The following is a 15,095-nucleotide window of genomic DNA, read 5'->3' on the forward strand; positions in this document are numbered from 1 at the left end:
TCAGCCTTCCTCGCCGGTTTGCTCCCTGACGCCCAACGCATCGGCCAGACGCGTCTTTGCCGAGCCGCGCCTGGCGGGCTTCTGTTGGCTCTCGTGCGGCGCCCACCCGGCCAGGTGAACCATTTCGAAGGTGGCGGGGATGCGTCCGTCCGCCTCGGCGTGGCGCTCGGTGTAGAGCTGGGCCGCGCGAGCCAGCACGGCGCGGCTCAGCGGTCGAATGGGCCCGGCCAGCACATTGGTCTCGCCCATCGCCCGCAGGTCGCGCATCAGGGCGAAGGGGTCGCCATAGCGCACGGTCACCCGGTCCACGTCCGTCACCGGCAGGGCGAACCCGGCCCGTTGCAGCAGGGCCGCCCCGTCGAAGCCGTCGGCGAAGGGCGAGACGCGCGCCTGGGCGCCGCCGTTGACCTCCAGCTCCGCCTCGGTCAGCACGCCGCGCAACTCCTTCAGCGTCGCCGCCCCGAACAGGCTGGCGACGAACAGACCGTCCGGCTTCAGCGCACGGCGGATCTGGCTCAGCGCGCCGGGCAGGTCGTTGGCCCAGTGCAGGCCCAGAAGATTGATGATCAGATCGGTTGATCCGTCCTCCAGCCCCAGCGGCCCCGCGCCGGGCGCGGCGCGTTCGGCCGTCGAGCCGACAGCGCGGACCTCAGCCACCCGTTCGCGCGCCGGGCTGTCGGCCAGGGCGCGGGCGAAGACGCCGGGGTGGGGTGACAGGTCGACGGGCGTTTGAAACTCGCGCAGGATCACTTCGAGGCTGTTCACCGCATTGTCGGCGGCGCGCAGATGCAGGAAATCGGCGTCGGGGAAGCGTCGCTCGGCGCGGCTCAGACGCGCGGCGCGGCGGGCGGCGTCGAAGATGATCGGGGGACCGGAGGAGGGAGAGGGGGCGCTCATGTCGGTTCAGGATGGGGGCTGGCGAGGTCGATTGAAAGGCGTCGGGAGGCCTTTAGCATCCGGCGCGCGCGATGCGGGTCGGGGTCTGCTGGATATTTTGCTGCCGCCGCTCGCTCACGACAGCCGCGAGGCGGCGGCGTCGGCGGGCCTGTCGCCCGACGCCTGGAGCCGGGTGGGTTTTCTGGAGGCGCCGGTCTGCGACGGCTGCGGCGCGGCGTTCGAATATGACGGCGGCGACTTCGCGGCGGACCGGTGCGCGGCCTGCGCGGTCAGCCCCTACGCCTTTAACCGGGCGCGGGCGGCCTGCGTCTATGACGAGGCTTCGCGCGGGATCATCCTGAAGTTCAAGCACGGCGACCAGCAGCAGTTCGCCCCCCTGTTCGCTCGCTGGATCAGCCGCGCGGCGGCGCCCCTGATCGAGACGGCGGACGCCGTGGTCCCCGTGCCCCTGCACCGCGCCCGCCTGTTGTCGCGCCGCTTCAATCAGGCCGCCGAGATCGCCCGGCCGCTGGCCCGCGCGGCGCGGCTCGACTATCTGCCTGACGCCCTAATCCGCCCCCTGCCGACCGCCAGCCAGGGCGGCAAGTCCGCGCGCGGACGGCAGCTGAACGTCAAGGCGGCCTTCGCCGTGACCGAGGCCGGGCGGCGACGCATCAAGGGGCGGCGCCTGCTTCTGATCGACGACGTGCTGACCACGGGCGCCACGGCCGAGGCCTGCGCGCGGGTCTTGCTGGAGGCGGGAGCGCGCGCCGTGGACCTGGCCGTCATCGCGAGGGTGAAAAACGCGCGCGAACCGCTTAAGTGAAGGGAAGTCTTCCCCTCAGCCTTCAGGAGCTCCCCCTTGGCCGAAGTCGTTCTCTACACCAAACCCGGCTGCCCCTACTGCATCCGCGCCATGGCCCTGCTGGACCGCAAGGGCGCGGCCTATACCAACATCGTCGCCTCCAACGACCCGGAGAAGAAGGCCGAGATGGTCGAGCGCTCGGGCGGCGCCGCCACCTTCCCGCAGATCTTCATCGACGGAAAACACGTCGGCGGCTCGGACGACATCCACGCCCTGGACCGCAAGGGCGAGCTGGACGCCCTGCTGGCGGCTTAAATGACCGACACGCTCGACATGGCGCTGATCCAGACGCGGACGCCGGCGACGGCGGCCGCGGGGCTGGCGCATGTCGAGCCCCTGATCCGTCAGGCGGCGGCCGGGGACGCGCAACTGATCCTGACGCCCGAGGGGACCAATTTCCTCGAACAGCGCCGGGCTTTGCGCGACGCCGCCCTGTCGGACGAGGGCGCCGATCCCGCCGTCCTGGGGCTTCAGGCTCTGGCCGCAGAACTCGGCGTCTGGCTGCTGGTCGGCTCGGCCATTGTGCGCTCTGGCGTGGAAGGCGACCCGCGCGCCGCCAACCGGTCACTGCTGATCGACCCCGGCGGGGCGATCACGGCGCGCTATGACAAGCTGCATGTCTTCGACGTCGACCTGCCGGGCGGCGAGACCTATCGCGAAAGCGCCTCGATCAGGCCGGGCGAGGCGGCGGTGGTCGCCGATACCCCTTGGGGCGGTCTGGGCCTGACCATCTGCTACGATCTGCGGTTCCCGCACCTGCACCGCGCCCTGGCCAAGGCGGGCGCGAGCCTGATCGCTGTTCCCGCCGCCTTCACCCGCCCGACCGGCGAGGCGCACTGGGAGACCTTGCTGCGCGCGCGCGCCATCGAGACAGGCGCCTTCGTGCTGGCGCCAGCCCAGGGCGGGACGCATGAGGACGGCCGCCAGACCTGGGGCCGCTCCTTGGTCGTCGGCCCGTGGGGCGAGGTCATCGCCCGCCTCGACCACGATGAACCGGGCGTCCTGCACGCCCGGCTGGACCTTCAGGCCGTGGAGAAGGCGCGCGCCAGCGTGCCCGCCCTGCGCCACGACCGCGACTTCGACCTGCCCCTATGATCCGTTACGCCCTCTCCTGTGACCAAGACCACGGCTTCGAGGCCTGGTTCGGCTCCTCGTCCGACTACGACGATCAGGCGGCGCGCGGCCTGGTCGAATGCCCCTTTTGCGGCTCGACGGCCGTCAGAAAACAAATCATGGCCCCGGCCGTCTCCGGCACGAAGAAGACCGCGCCGTCGCCCGACGCCCTGAAACCTGAAGCTCTGAAGCAGATGCAGTCGATGATGATGCAGGCCGCCCGCGAGGTGCGCGCCCATGTCGAGCAGAACTTCGACTACGTCGGCGACGCCTTCGCCCGCGAGGCCCGCGACATCCACGAAGGCCGCTCTGAAAAGCGCGAAATCTACGGCGAGGCCACCCCCGCCGAGGTGAAGAAGCTGAAGGACGACGGCGTGCCCTGCGCCCCGCTGCCCAGCCTGCCGCCCGACCCCAAGAAGGCGAACTGACCGCAGATGGGGGAGGGGGAGCGTTACAAGGAATTCGCCCCGCCCGACGCCTTGAGGCCTTTCGTGCGTCTGCTGTGGACCTACGCCGCGCCGCGCCCCAGCGGCGGGGTGCAGCGTATCGCGCCGGACGGCTGTCCCGAGCTGGTGGTCGATCTGGCCGCCCCCTATGAGGAACAGGACGCCGACGGCGTTTTCCGCCTTCAGCCGTCGGTGATCTTCGCCGGTCAGATGACCCGGCCCATGGCCATTCGTCCGGTGGGGCCGGTCGAGATCGTCGCCGCCAAGTTCGAGCCGGACGGCGCGCGGGAGTTTCTCGGCCGCCCCCTGATCGAGGCGACCGACCAACGGCTGGACCTCGTGGCCCGGCTGGACGGTTTCACGGCGCCGCCGGGCGATCCGGCGGGGCAGGCCGCCGCCCTGGGCGCCTGGCTGGAGAATCAGCGCGGAGCGAGCGATTGGCGCATTGACCCTGCCGTTCGCGCCCAGGTCGCCGCCGCCGAGAGCGATCTTGAGGGGCCGCCTTTGAGTCCCGCCGAGCGCCGCGCCCTGCAACGCCGGTTCCGCGATCGCGTCGGCGTGGCGCCGCGCACCCTGCGCTCGGTCTTCCGTTTCCGCCGCATCTTCGATCATGCGATGGGCGAGGAGGCCGACGCCGCGTCCTGGCTGGAGGCGGGTCTGGCCGCAGGCTATTTCGACCAGCCGCAGATGGCGCGCGACTTCCGTCGCTTCCTGGGCTGCACCGCCACTGCCTGGGCGCGCGAACAGGCAGAGTTGGCGCGACGGCTGGCGTCGCATTCCTACAAGCCTGCGCCGTGAGGGCGGCGTAACCTTCCTCCGTCCTTGTGGAGGGAAGAACCCATGTCCGTTTCCAGCCTGCTGGCCGCCGCCCTGTTGCAGACCGCCGCGCCTGCGCCCGACCTGTCGTGGCTGGCGGGCTATTGGCTGGACTGCTCCGGCGGGCGCGAGGCGTCCGAGACCTGGAGCGACCCGCGCGCGGGGCTGATCGTCGGCCACTCGGTGACTGTGCGCAATGGCCGCAGCGGCTTCGAGAGCGCGCGTATCGCCCCCATGAAGGACGGCGGTCTGGCCTATTTCGCCCAGCCCGATGGCGCGCCCGCAACAGCCTTCCGCCTGATCGACAGCGGCCCGCAGCGGGCGGTTTTCGCCAATCCGGACAACGACTTTCCGCACCGCATCATCTATGAACGCCCCGACGGCCCTTTGGGGGAGATATTGACCGCCCGGATCGAAGGGGCGGACGACGACGAGAACCGGAGCGTGCAATGGCGATTCAACAGGGCGGAGCTGAACGCCCGCTGTCCCCTCTGACCTGGCGGGCCATGACGCCGGACGACCTCGACGGCGTGGTCGCGGTGGCCCAGCTGTCCTTCCCCGACCATCCGGAAGACCGCGCCTGCTTCGCCAACCGTCTGCAGTTGTACCCCGAGGGCTGCTTCGTGCTCGCCGCCGATGACGGATCGATCATGGGCTATCTGGTGGCCTATCCGTGGGTGCTGAACGCCGCCCCGGCGCTGAACGTGCTGATCGACGCCATCCCCGCCGAGGCCGAGGTGGTTTATCTGCACGATCTGGCCCTGCACCCCGACACGCGCGGCGGCGGCCACACCCGGCCCGTGGTCGAACGTCTGGCCGAACAGGCTAGAGCGGCGGGCTGGCCGTCGGTGGCGCTGGTCGCGGTCAACGACGCATCAAGCTTCTGGGCGCGCAACGGCTTCAAGATCCAGAACCCGCCAGGCATGGCCGAGAAGCTGGCCAGCTACGGCGACGACGCCCGCTATATGGTCAGGCCGCTGTAAGCGACTTCAGCACGAAGGCCAGGCGCTCTGCGACGGGCGCTCTGGGCAGCTCAATCAGTTGATAGCCGAAGCGCGGATAGGTCTCGGCCATGGCGTCGAAGGTGCGGCGGGCTTCGTCCAGATCCTGTTTGCGCTCGGCGTCCTGGCCGAAGATCTCGGGCCAGACCGGGGCGATGAAGACACGCCGGTCATAGCGGATGTCTTGCGCGGCCCGCTCCATATGGGCCGGCATCGGCCGGCCGCACAGGGTCAGATAGCCGACCACGTCCGGCACGCCGCGATCGAAGAAGACGGGCCCGTCTGCGCCCCCTACGCGGGCGTGGGCCTCAAGCTCCCGGTCCAGCATCAGCTCGGCGAACAGGGCCTGATCCTTCCACGGCAGGGCCTCGCCGTCGATGGCCTGCTGGCGGCGGATGATGGCGCGCCCGGCCTCTGGCATAGTCGCATGGCCCGACGCCGCCAGCGCCTCCAGCAAGGTTGTCTTGCCCGAGCCGGGACCGCCGGTCAGGACGATGCGGCGCGGGCCGATCATGCGTCGCGGGTCGCCATCATCATGTAGTTGATGCCCACGTCGTCGCCCTCGCTCCAGCGATCATTCAGCGGATCATAGGCCAGACCATAGGGACCGGTGACGGTCAGGGGTTCGCCGTCCAGCATGGCGCGCAGTTCATCGGGCTTGAGGAACTGGCGCCAGTCGTGGGTGCCCGCCGGGACCCAGCGCAGCACATATTCCGCCGCGACCTTGCCCAGCAGCAGCCCCTTCAGCGTGCGGTTCAGGGTGGCGACGATCATCATGCCGCCCGGCTTGATGAGTTTCGAGCAGGCGCGAATGAAGGCCTCTGGATCGGCGACGTGCTCGATGACTTCCATGGTCAGCACCACGTCGAACGGCCCGGCGCCCGCTTCGACCATCTGCTCCACCGTGGCGGCGCGATAGGCGATGTCCAAGCCGACCTGTTCGGCGTGGGCGCGGGCGGTGCCGATGTTCTCGGACGAGGCGTCGATGGCCGTGACCTCAAAGCCCATGCGCCGCATCGGCTCGGCGATCAGGCCGCCGCCGCAGCCGATGTCGATCAGGCTGAGGCCGTCGAACGGCGCGCGCGCCTTTACGTCGCGGTCGAAATGCTCGGCGACCCGGTCGCGCACGAATTTCAGCCGCGCCGGATTGAAGCGATGCAGGGGCGCGAAGGGGCCTTTGGGGTCCCACCACTCCGCCGCCTGGGCCGAAAAGCGCGCAACATCGGCAGGATCAATGCTCGGCCCTTCGGCACGATCGGTAGCAAAGGGTGAAAAACCCTCTTCGCTTTGGGGTTTGCGCGGATCGAGGCTGTCGTTAGAAGCGGGCATGGGCTCAGGCATGGACCGCCTTCGCCCGCCATGCAAGCAGGGGGATCAGGCGCAGGAATGACGCGGGCCGACACGAACCGGTTGGTGATGAAGTTCGGCGGCACGTCCATGGCCGACCTTGAACGCATCCGTCGCGCGGCGCGCATCGTCGCCGCCGAGGCCTCCAGGGGCAAGGGCGTGGCTGTGGTCGTTTCGGCCATGGCGGGCAAGACCAATGAGCTGGTCGCCTGGACCGACGGCGTGGGCGCGGCGGCGCCGGGCCTGTACGGCGACGGGGCCCTGTCTGACGACGAATATGACGTGGTGGTCGCCTCGGGCGAGCAGGTGACCTCGGGCCTTCTGGCCCTGACCCTGCGCAACATGGGCTTCAAGGCGCGCAGCTGGATGGGCTGGCAGATTCCGATCCTGACCGACGACGCCCACGGCCGCGCGCGCATCGAGGACGTGCCGGGCGATGTGCTGGGCTCCGCCATCGACGCGGGCGAGATCGCCATCGTGCCGGGTTTTCAGGGGGTGACCCGCGACGGGCGCATCACCACCCTGGGCCGGGGCGGCTCGGACACGTCGGCCGTAGCGGTGGCGGCGGCGCTCGGCGCGCCGTGCGACATCTACACCGACGTGGACGGCGTCTATACGACCGATCCGCGCATCCAGAGCCGCGCGCGGCGTCTGGAGAAGGTGTCCTACGAAGAAATGCTGGAGATGGCGTCTTTGGGCGCCAAGGTGCTGCAGACCCGCTCGGTCGAGCTGGCCATGCACAAGCGCGTGCCGGTGCGCGTCCTGTCCAGCTTCATTGAACCGGATGAAAACGGAAACCTGCCGCAACACGCCGGCACCCTGATTTGCGACGAGGATGAGATCGTGGAAAAGCGCATCGTTTCCGGCGTGACCATGAGCCGGGACGAAGCCCGGATCACGCTGTTGGGCCTGTCGGACCGGACGGACGCCCCGGCCGACGTCTTCACCCGCCTGGCCGAGGCCGAGGTTAATGTCGACATGATCGTGCAGAGCCAGGCCCGCACCGAAGGCGCGGTCAACCTGACCTTCACGACCGGCCGTCGCGACGCGCGCCGCGCCGCCGACCTGATGATGGCGGCCAAGGCCGATATCGGCTTTGAGGAGCTGCGCGTCGATGACGACGTGGCCAAGGTCTCAGTTATCGGCGTCGGCATGCGAAGCCACGCAGGCGTGGCACAGACCATGTTCCGCGCCCTGGCCGACAAGGGCGTGAAGTTCCAGGCTATCTCGACCTCGGAAATCAAGATCAGCGTTCTCATCGATTCGGACTATGCAGAGCTGGCGGTCCGGGCGCTGCACGCCGCCTACGGACTGGACGCGGAAGACTAGGATAACGGAAGGGCCGTCCTATCTGGGAACTGAAGCCAGAGGGCGGCTAGGCGGGAGAGACTATGGTCAAGGGCGCAGCAGTGACGGCGAGGGGGCCACGGCTCCTGTTGCGCCAGATCCGCGAGGCCCTGGCCGGGCCGGGGGGCGGCGCGCCCGCCCAGAACCGGCTGAACATGGTGGTGCGGATCATCGCCCGCTCTATGGTGGCCGAGGTCTGCTCTATCTATCTGCGGCGCGCCTCGGGCGAGCTGGAACTGTTCGCCACCGAGGGGCTGAACCCCGAGGCCGTCCACAATACCCGTCTGCGTCCCGGCGAGGGTCTGGTCGGCGAGGTGGCCCGCACGGCCGAACCGCTGAGCCTGTCGGACGCCCAGTCGCACCCCAGCTTCTCCTATCGGCCGGAGACGGGCGAAGACCCCTATCACGCCTTCCTCGGCGCGCCCCTGCTGCGCGGCGGCCGGGCCATCGGCGTCCTGGTCGTCCAGAACCGCGTCGCCCGTCGCTATGACGAGGAAGAGATCGAGGACATCCAGACCATCGCCATGGTCCTGGCCGAGACGGTGGCCTCGGGCGAATTGCTGGCGCTGGAGGAGCTCCGCGACGTCGAGGTGGCGCCCCATCGGCCCGAACGGCTGCGGGGACAGAAGTTCGCCGAAGGCCTGTCGTTCGGCCGGGCCGTGCTGCACGAGGCGCCGATCGCGCCCGAACAGCTTCTGGCCGACGATCCGGTCGCCGAGGAAGTCCGGCTCAAGGCGGCGCTGGACGGTTTGCGCACCAGCATCGACGCCCTGCTGGAAGGCAGTCAGGGCAAGCTGGGCGGAACCCCCTATGAGGTGCTGGAGACCTATCGGATGTTCGCCGACGACCGGGGCTGGAACCGGTCGCTGGAAGAGGCGGTGCGTTCTGGCCTGACCGCGGAGGCCGCCGTCGACCGCGTCCGCAACGAACACCGCGCCCGCTTCGCCAACGCCCGCGATCCCTATATCCGCGAGCGGCTGCACGACTTCGAGGACCTGGCCAACCGCCTGCTGCGGCTGATGGCGGGCGACCATCCGGGCCAGCGCGACCTGCCCGACGACGCCATTCTGGTGGCCAGGAATTTGGGGCCGGCGGACCTGCTGGAATACCCGCGCGACAAGCTGCGCGGTCTGCTGCTGGAAGAAGGCTCGGCCGCCGCTCACGCGGCCATCGTCGCCCGCGCCCTGCAAATTCCCTGCGTCGGCCGCCTGCAGGGCCTGCGCGACCGCCTGACCGAGGGCGATCAGGTCATCGTCGACGGCGAGACGGGCGAGGCTTACCTGCGCCCCCGTCCGGACATGCTGGCGGCGGTCGAGAGCCGGATGGCCGTGCGCGCCCAGCAACGCGCCGAGTTCGATCAGCTGCGCGACACCCCCGCGGTGACCAAGGACGGCAAGCGCATCATGCTGCTGACCAACGCCGGTCTGGCGGTGGATCTGGAGAATCTGGACGCGACGGGCGCCGAGGGCATCGGACTGTTCCGCACTGAGTTCCAGTTCATGGTCTCGGACGAACTGCCGCGCCTGGACTCGCAGACGGCGCTCTACAAGCTGGTGCTGGATGCAGCGGGCGACCGGCCGGTCACCTTCCGCACCCTCGATATCGGCGGCGACAAGGTGCTGCCCTATCTGGACAATGAGCGCGAGGAGAACCCGGCGCTGGGGCGGCGCGCCATCCGTCTGGGGCTGGATCGTCCGGCTCTGCTGAGGATGCAGCTGCGCGCCCTGCTGACCGCCGCCGCCGGGCGCGAACTGCGCGTCATGTTCCCGATGATCGCCACGGTGGACGAGTTCAGGGCCGCGCGCGAACTGGTCGACATCGAATGCGACTGGGCGCGGCGTCGCGGCCGCCCGCTGCCGTCCCTGCTGCGCGTCGGGGCCATGATCGAATGCCCCAGCCTGCTGTGGCACCTGGACGCCCTGCTGCCGCTGACCGACTTCGTCTCGATCGGCACCAATGACCTGATGCAGTATATGTTCGCCGCCGATCGGACGAACCCGCGGGTGTCCGAACGCTATGACGCCCTGTCGCCGCCCTTCCTGCGCGCCCTGGCCGAGATTCAACAGAAATGCGCCGACAGCGCCACGCCGGTCTCCGTCTGCGGCGAGCTGGCGGGACGCCCGCTGGAGGCCTTCGCCCTGATCACCCTGGGCTACAACCGCCTGTCCGCCCCGGCGGGCGGGGTGGGGCCGGTCAAGCGCATGATCCTGTCGGCGGATCTCAACGCGGCGCGACGCGGGATGAACATCCTGCTCGGCTCTTCAGCCGGATCAGTGCGCGGCGAGATCGAGGCGCTGGCGCGCAAGCTGAACGTGGAAGTCTAGGAAAGCTGCGCCGCTTTCCCGCGTTGCCCGCGCTCCTCGCCTCGTCTAAGCGGGGATGACGGGCGCACGGGCGCCTGGCGTGACGGAACCCCGACCCTATGGACCAGGATCGGCAAGCCGCGTTCGACTTCGACGCCGACGCGACGCTGGATCAGACCCCTGAGCCGACGCCCCCGCCGGCGCCGGAAGATCCCTCGGATGATTCCCTGGGCGCCTCCCTGCGCGCCGCGCGCCTGGCGTCGGGCCTGTCGATGGCCCAGCTGTCGACCATGACGCGGGTGCATCCGCGTTTCCTGACAGCGCTGGAGCAGGCCGAGTACGCCGCCCTGCCGTCGCGCATCTTCTCGATGGGCTATGTGCGCGCCTACGCCGGCGCCCTGGGACTGGACGAGCTGAACGCGGTCGAGCGGTTCAAGCAGGAATATCCCGATGCGGCCGTGCCGCTGCAGCCGCCGACGGGCGCCGCCCTGCAGCAGATGCGTCAGAACTCGCCCAAGATCCTGGGCGTCATCGGCGCCTTTCTGGCGGTGGTGATCGGCTGGAATGTGTTTCAGCGCCTGAACCGCATCGAGGCGCCGCACCCGTCGGATCTGGTCGCCGTGCCCAAGGACTGGGCTCAGCAGGCCGACCGCCAGCGCGACCGCGCCCTCTACCTCGGCGCGCCCCGAGCCGCTCCGCCGGATCAGACCACGCCGGCCATGTACATCACGCCGGGGCTGGAGGCCCAGTTGACCGGGATCGACCCGGACGACCCCAACGCCGCCCCGCCGCCCGCCCCGCCGGTGCAGGCCGCCTTCAACCCGCGCGGCGCCATCTACGGCGCCTCGGCCACGGTTTCGCAGGTCACGCTTCAGGCCCGCAAGCCCGCCATCCTGGTCATCCGTCAGGGCGACGGCCGCATCCTGTTCGCGCGCCAGTTGGCGGCGGGCGAGGCCTGGCGGGCGCCGCCCGGCCTGTCGGCGACCATCGACACGCCCGATCCGGAGGCGTTCGACATCTATCTGAACGGCGAGCATGGCGGCGTCCTGCCCGCGCCCCAGTCGCCGCTGGGCACGCTGAACAATCGCGCTCAGGCGGCCGCGCGTGAATCCGAGGCGCGCGCCGCCGCCGCCGTCGAGGCGCGCGCCCGCGCCGCCCAGGCCGCTGCAGCGGCGGCCGCAACGACGTCGCCGGGACCGCAGCCGTATCAGCCTGGCGCCGCGCCGGCCGCCCAGCCGCCCGCTGCCTGATCTGATCCTTTGACTACGACGACGATCTTTCGTCCTCTGTCGTGGTTTTGCCGTCCTTCCTGTCCTATGTGTACGGCGTCATGAGCGACCACAGTTCCGAACTCGGCCACGTCCGCCCCTGGCGCCACATCGAGCGCCGCAAGAGCCGCCAGATCATGGTCGGCTCCGTTCCCGTCGGCGGGGGCGCGCCGATCAGCGTCCAGTCGATGACCAATACGCCGACCGCCGATGCGGCGGCGACGCTGGAACAGATCCGCCAGCTGGAAGAAGCCGGGGCCGACATCGTCCGCGTCTCCTGCCCGGACGAAGAGTCGACGGCGGCCTTCAGCACCATTGCGCGCGAGGCCCGCCTGCCGCTGGTGGCGGATATCCATTTCCATTACCGCCGAGGGATAGAAGCGGCTCAGGCGGGCGCCGCCTGCCTGCGCATCAACCCCGGAAACATCGGCTCGATCGACCGGGTCAAGGAGGTCGTTCAGGCCGCCCGCGACCACGGCTGCTCCATGCGGATCGGCGTCAACGCCGGGTCGCTGGAGAAGGACCTGCTGGAAAAATACGGCGAGCCCTGTCCGGATGCGATGGTGGAAAGCGCCCTGAACCACGCCCGCATCCTGCAGGACCTCGACTTCCACGAGTTCAAGATTTCGGTGAAAGCGTCCGACCCCTTCCTGACGGTCGCCGCCTATCAGCAGCTGGCCGACGCCATCGACTGCCCCCTGCACCTGGGCGTGACTGAGGCGGGCCCGCTGCGCACCGGCACGATTAAATCCGCCATCGGCATGGGGAACATGCTTTGGTCGGGCATCGGCGACACCATCCGCGTCTCCCTGGCCGCCGATCCGGTCGAGGAGATCAAGGTCGGCTTCGACATCCTGAAGTCGCTGGGCCTGCGCCATCGGGGCGTGAACATCATCGCCTGCCCGTCCTGCGCGCGTCAGGGCTTCAACGTCATCGAGACGGTGGGGATCCTGGAAGAACGACTGGCGCACATCTCGACGGCCATGTCGCTGTCGATCATCGGCTGCGTCGTCAACGGGCCGGGCGAGGCTCTCTATACCGACGTCGGTTTCACCGGCGGCGGCAAGGGGGCGGGCATGGTCTATCTGAACGGCAAGATCGCCCACAAACAGGCCAACGACGGCATGATCGACGAGATCGTCGCCCAGGTCGAAGCCAAGGCGGCCGAATTGGACGCGGCTCGCAAGGCGGCGGAATAGGGCGCACGGGAGGGGAGAGGATGATGCTGAAAACGACAGTTCTGAAGAGCGTGATCGGGGCGGCGATCCTGCTGACGACGGCGGCCTGTGATCCGGTGAACACAGCCGGTCCTTCGAAGCCCCAGGCCATAGGCATGGCCAATCCCGCCTCTGTCCATTGCCGCAGCGAAGGCGGGAGGCTGGATATCCGCCGCAACGCCGAGGGCGGCGAATACGGAGTCTGCGTCTTTGACGACGGTCGCCAGTGTGAGGAATGGGCCCTCTTCCGCGACAAGCGCTGCGTGGCGCCTCCATCTACGCCGATGGCGGACCGAAATTCCTGATCTCGACGGCTGAAGCATGAAGCTCTACATCACCACTCCCTCGCCCTTCGCCCGCAAGGTGCGCATCGTCGCCCGTGAGAAGGGTCTGGCTGACCGCATCGAGGAGATCGTCGTCGATCCCTATGGCAATGCGCCGGAGCTGCTGTCGACCAATCCGGTGGTTCAGGTCCCGACCCTGATCGCCGAGGACGGCCTGCCGCTGAACGACAGCCCGGTGATCGCCGAATATCTGGACATGATGGGCTCCGGATTGCGCCTGCTGCCCGCCGAGGGCGCGGAGCGTCTGCGCGTGAAACGGCTGGAGACGCTGGGCAACGCGGCGCTGGAGATGGGCGTCAAACTGGTGCTGGAGAAGCGCCGGCCGGAACAGGAGCGCTCGGCGTCCTGGATCGAGCGCTGGACCGTCAACATGGGTCGCGCCCTCGATGCGCTGGAAGCCGCCGCGCCGGACGCCGGGGCGCTGGACATGGGCGTGTTGACGGCGGGCGTCGCCGTCACCTGGATCGGCTTCCGCCACCCGGACTATGACTGGAAGACCGGGCGCCCGAACCTGGTCGCCCTGCAGGCGGCTCTGGAGACGCGGCCCAGCTTCATCGACACCTATCCGGTCTGAGGTTCAGTCGTCCGCGTCGAACGGGGCGAGAAGACGGTAGCGCAGACGAGTGTTGTCGGCTTCCAGAACCTCCAGCCGCGCGCCGCGAAAGCCGATCACCGCGCTGTCGCCCAGGTCGTAGTCTATGGTCTGGGTCTGGTCCGCGCCTTCTCCGGTTGTCTCGCGATAAAGGAAGCGCACCTTGCCTTCGGCGCGGCCGTGGTAGATCAGCTCGCGTCGCCGCGCGCCCTCGTCGGTCTCCTCAATACGGATGTCGCGTACCTGAGGCGTCGCGTTCCAGGTCAGGACGCACTGGCCCGGCGTGATGAAGCCGCGCACCGGGCCTGAGCCGTCCTTGGCGCGGCACAGCCAGCCGGAGGCGTAGGGCGCCGTTCCGAATAGCGGATCGCGGGCCGTCATTCGGTCTGAGAAATAATAGATGTGGCGCGCGTCGCTCTGGCGGCCAGCCAGCCGACCGGGCGCGACGGTGAAGCGCTTTCGCAGCACCCCATCGCCCCAGCTCAGCTCATTGGCCAGCGCCAGACCCGGCAGGCTGCGACGCCGTCCTGTCGCGACCGCCGCCTCGCCCAGTTCGATGTCGACGACGGCGCCGAGGGCGGGCCGGTCGATCTGTTCGATGTGCGGAGGGATCGTCTGGGTCGAGGCGCAGCCGCACACTAGCGTTCCCGCGAAGATGATCATCAATCCAGCACGCATTCGTCGCCCCCGACCTGTCGAGGGGGCAGTCGGCCAGCCGCGCGACCCGCTGTCAATGATCGGCGTTAGGTCAGCAGGTGGTAGCCCTGGAAGGCCGCCAGCAGGATCAGCAACCCGCCGACGGCATAGGTCAGCACCTTGCGCGGCACCTTCTTGACGATCAGGCCGGCGAAGGGCGCGGCGATCAGCCCGCCGACGACCAGCCCGCCCACGGCGGCGGCGTGATTGCGCAGGGCGCCCGCCTCTTCCCAATGGCCGGTAACCAGGGCCCAGACGAAGGTGGCCGAGATGGCGACGGTCAGGAAGAACTCGGCCGTGTTGACCGTGCCGATGGCCTTGCGCGGCTCGTGCCCGGCGCCGACCAGGGTCGAGGAGACGGTCGGCCCCCAGCCTCCGCCGCCGATCGCGTCCAGAAAGCCGCCCACCAGTCCCAGCGGCCCGGTGATCCAGGCCGGCAGGCGGCGGTGGGGAATATCGTGCCCGGCCCGCCACAGAATCCACACACCGATCAGGGCCAGATAGGCGACGATGAAGGGCTTGATCACGGCCGCTTCCAGCCCGGTCAGCACATAGGCGCCCAGCACTCCGCCGATCACCCCGGCGACGGCCAGCGGCGCCATCAGCCGCCATTCGACGTTCTTGTGCCAGGCGTGGCTGCCAGCCGAGGCGGCGGTGGTGAAGACTTCGGCGGCGTGAACGCTGGCCGATGCCGTGGCCGGGGGCACCCCCAGCGCCAGAAGTACGGATGACGAGATGACGCCATAGGCCATGCCGAGCGCCCCATCGACCGCCTGGGCCAGGACGCCGACCAGCAGAAACAGGAAGAAGGTTTCCATTCAGCGCCTCAGCCGGGGATTACGGACCATCAGGCGCAGGTCGCGG

At 69.3% G+C, this 15,095-nt stretch carries 18 protein-coding genes; 13 read left to right on the plus strand and 5 right to left on the minus strand.

Translation table 11 applies throughout. The features are described from left to right. Positions 1-897 (minus strand): methyltransferase domain-containing protein, encoded by an 897-nt coding sequence (locus tag RSD66_RS02065; RefSeq protein ID WP_415288807.1) that lies wholly within the window; start codon positions 895-897, stop codon positions 1-3. Between RSD66_RS02065 and RSD66_RS02070 the strand changes: the two genes are divergently transcribed. The 7 genes from RSD66_RS02070 to RSD66_RS02100 are packed head-to-tail and all read left to right on the plus strand — an operon-like array spanning position 896 to position 5,099. Continuing rightward, positions 896-1,702 carry a ComF family protein gene (locus RSD66_RS02070; protein WP_415288808.1) on the plus strand — a complete coding sequence of 269 codons (807 nt, stop codon included), beginning with the start codon at positions 896-898 and terminating at the stop codon, positions 1,700-1,702. The genes RSD66_RS02065 and RSD66_RS02070 overlap by 2 nt on opposite strands. Before the next feature lie 36 nt (positions 1,703-1,738). Further along, entirely contained in the window at positions 1,739-1,996 is a 258-nt protein-coding gene (gene grxC, locus RSD66_RS02075; protein WP_024355181.1) for a glutaredoxin 3, read from the plus strand. Then, positions 1,997-2,836: a carbon-nitrogen hydrolase family protein gene (locus RSD66_RS02080; RefSeq protein WP_415288809.1), complete on the plus strand. Its 840-nt coding sequence runs from the start codon at positions 1,997-1,999 to the stop codon at positions 2,834-2,836. Beyond that, complete coding sequence (locus RSD66_RS02085) at positions 2,833-3,282, plus strand: DUF1178 family protein (protein ID WP_415288810.1); 450 nt, start codon at positions 2,833-2,835, stop codon at positions 3,280-3,282. Before RSD66_RS02080 ends, RSD66_RS02085 begins: the two co-directional genes overlap by 4 nt. A 6-nt stretch (positions 3,283-3,288) precedes the next feature. After that, on the plus strand, positions 3,289-4,098 hold the full coding sequence (locus tag RSD66_RS02090; RefSeq protein ID WP_415288811.1) for an AraC family transcriptional regulator: 810 nt from the start codon (positions 3,289-3,291) through the stop codon (positions 4,096-4,098). 42 nt (positions 4,099-4,140) lie between these two features. After that, on the plus strand, positions 4,141-4,611 hold the full coding sequence (locus RSD66_RS02095; RefSeq protein WP_119412529.1) for a DUF6265 family protein: 471 nt from the start codon (positions 4,141-4,143) through the stop codon (positions 4,609-4,611). After that, the gene (locus RSD66_RS02100) at positions 4,566-5,099 is read left to right on the plus strand and encodes a GNAT family N-acetyltransferase (RefSeq protein ID WP_415288812.1); all 534 of its coding nucleotides are present in this window, start codon (positions 4,566-4,568) and stop codon (positions 5,097-5,099) included. Before RSD66_RS02095 ends, RSD66_RS02100 begins: the two co-directional genes overlap by 46 nt. Here RSD66_RS02100 and RSD66_RS02105 read toward each other — a convergent pair. Next, on the minus strand, positions 5,086-5,631 hold the full coding sequence (locus tag RSD66_RS02105; protein WP_415288813.1) for an AAA family ATPase: 546 nt from the start codon (positions 5,629-5,631) through the stop codon (positions 5,086-5,088). The two genes, RSD66_RS02100 and RSD66_RS02105, sit on opposite strands and share 14 nt — an antisense overlap. Then, positions 5,628-6,458: a bifunctional 2-polyprenyl-6-hydroxyphenol methylase/3-demethylubiquinol 3-O-methyltransferase UbiG gene (gene ubiG, locus RSD66_RS02110; protein WP_415288814.1), complete on the minus strand. Its 831-nt coding sequence runs from the start codon at positions 6,456-6,458 to the stop codon at positions 5,628-5,630. Before ubiG ends, RSD66_RS02105 begins: the two co-directional genes overlap by 4 nt. A 45-nt stretch (positions 6,459-6,503) precedes the next feature. Here ubiG and RSD66_RS02115 point away from each other — a divergent pair, with 45 nt between their 5' ends. From RSD66_RS02115 to RSD66_RS02140, 6 genes are all read left to right on the plus strand, one after another. Continuing rightward, the gene (locus RSD66_RS02115) at positions 6,504-7,793 is read left to right on the plus strand and encodes an aspartate kinase (protein WP_024355173.1); all 1,290 of its coding nucleotides are present in this window, start codon (positions 6,504-6,506) and stop codon (positions 7,791-7,793) included. Between the two features lie 62 nt (positions 7,794-7,855). Then, entirely contained in the window at positions 7,856-10,135 is a 2,280-nt protein-coding gene (ptsP, locus tag RSD66_RS02120) for a phosphoenolpyruvate--protein phosphotransferase (protein WP_415288815.1), read from the plus strand. A gap of 98 nt (positions 10,136-10,233) precedes the next feature. Next, entirely contained in the window at positions 10,234-11,364 is a 1,131-nt protein-coding gene (locus RSD66_RS02125; RefSeq protein ID WP_415288816.1) for a helix-turn-helix domain-containing protein, read from the plus strand. Positions 11,365-11,444: 80 nt separating this feature from the next. Further along, on the plus strand, positions 11,445-12,581 hold the full coding sequence (gene ispG, locus RSD66_RS02130) for a flavodoxin-dependent (E)-4-hydroxy-3-methylbut-2-enyl-diphosphate synthase (protein ID WP_415288817.1): 1,137 nt from the start codon (positions 11,445-11,447) through the stop codon (positions 12,579-12,581). A gap of 20 nt (positions 12,582-12,601) precedes the next feature. After that, positions 12,602-12,904, plus strand: coding sequence for a DUF333 domain-containing protein (locus RSD66_RS02135; protein ID WP_415288818.1), 303 nt, complete (start codon positions 12,602-12,604; stop codon positions 12,902-12,904). A 16-nt stretch (positions 12,905-12,920) separates the two neighbouring features. Continuing rightward, positions 12,921-13,517, plus strand: coding sequence for a glutathione S-transferase N-terminal domain-containing protein (locus RSD66_RS02140; protein ID WP_119412535.1), 597 nt, complete (start codon positions 12,921-12,923; stop codon positions 13,515-13,517). A gap of 3 nt (positions 13,518-13,520) precedes the next feature. Here the strand turns inward: RSD66_RS02140 and RSD66_RS02145 are convergent, their stop codons facing one another. Together RSD66_RS02145 and RSD66_RS02150 are read right to left on the minus strand one after the other, a co-directional pair. Beyond that, on the minus strand, positions 13,521-14,213 hold the full coding sequence (locus tag RSD66_RS02145) for a hypothetical protein (protein ID WP_415288819.1): 693 nt from the start codon (positions 14,211-14,213) through the stop codon (positions 13,521-13,523). Positions 14,214-14,278: 65 nt separating this feature from the next. Continuing rightward, positions 14,279-15,049 (minus strand): sulfite exporter TauE/SafE family protein, encoded by a 771-nt coding sequence (locus tag RSD66_RS02150; RefSeq protein ID WP_024355168.1) that lies wholly within the window; start codon positions 15,047-15,049, stop codon positions 14,279-14,281. Positions 15,050-15,095 lie beyond the last annotated feature (46 nt).

It is taken from the genome of Brevundimonas sp. S1H14 (assembly GCF_047716865.1).
GTDB lineage: Bacteria > Pseudomonadota > Alphaproteobacteria > Caulobacterales > Caulobacteraceae > Brevundimonas > Brevundimonas naejangsanensis.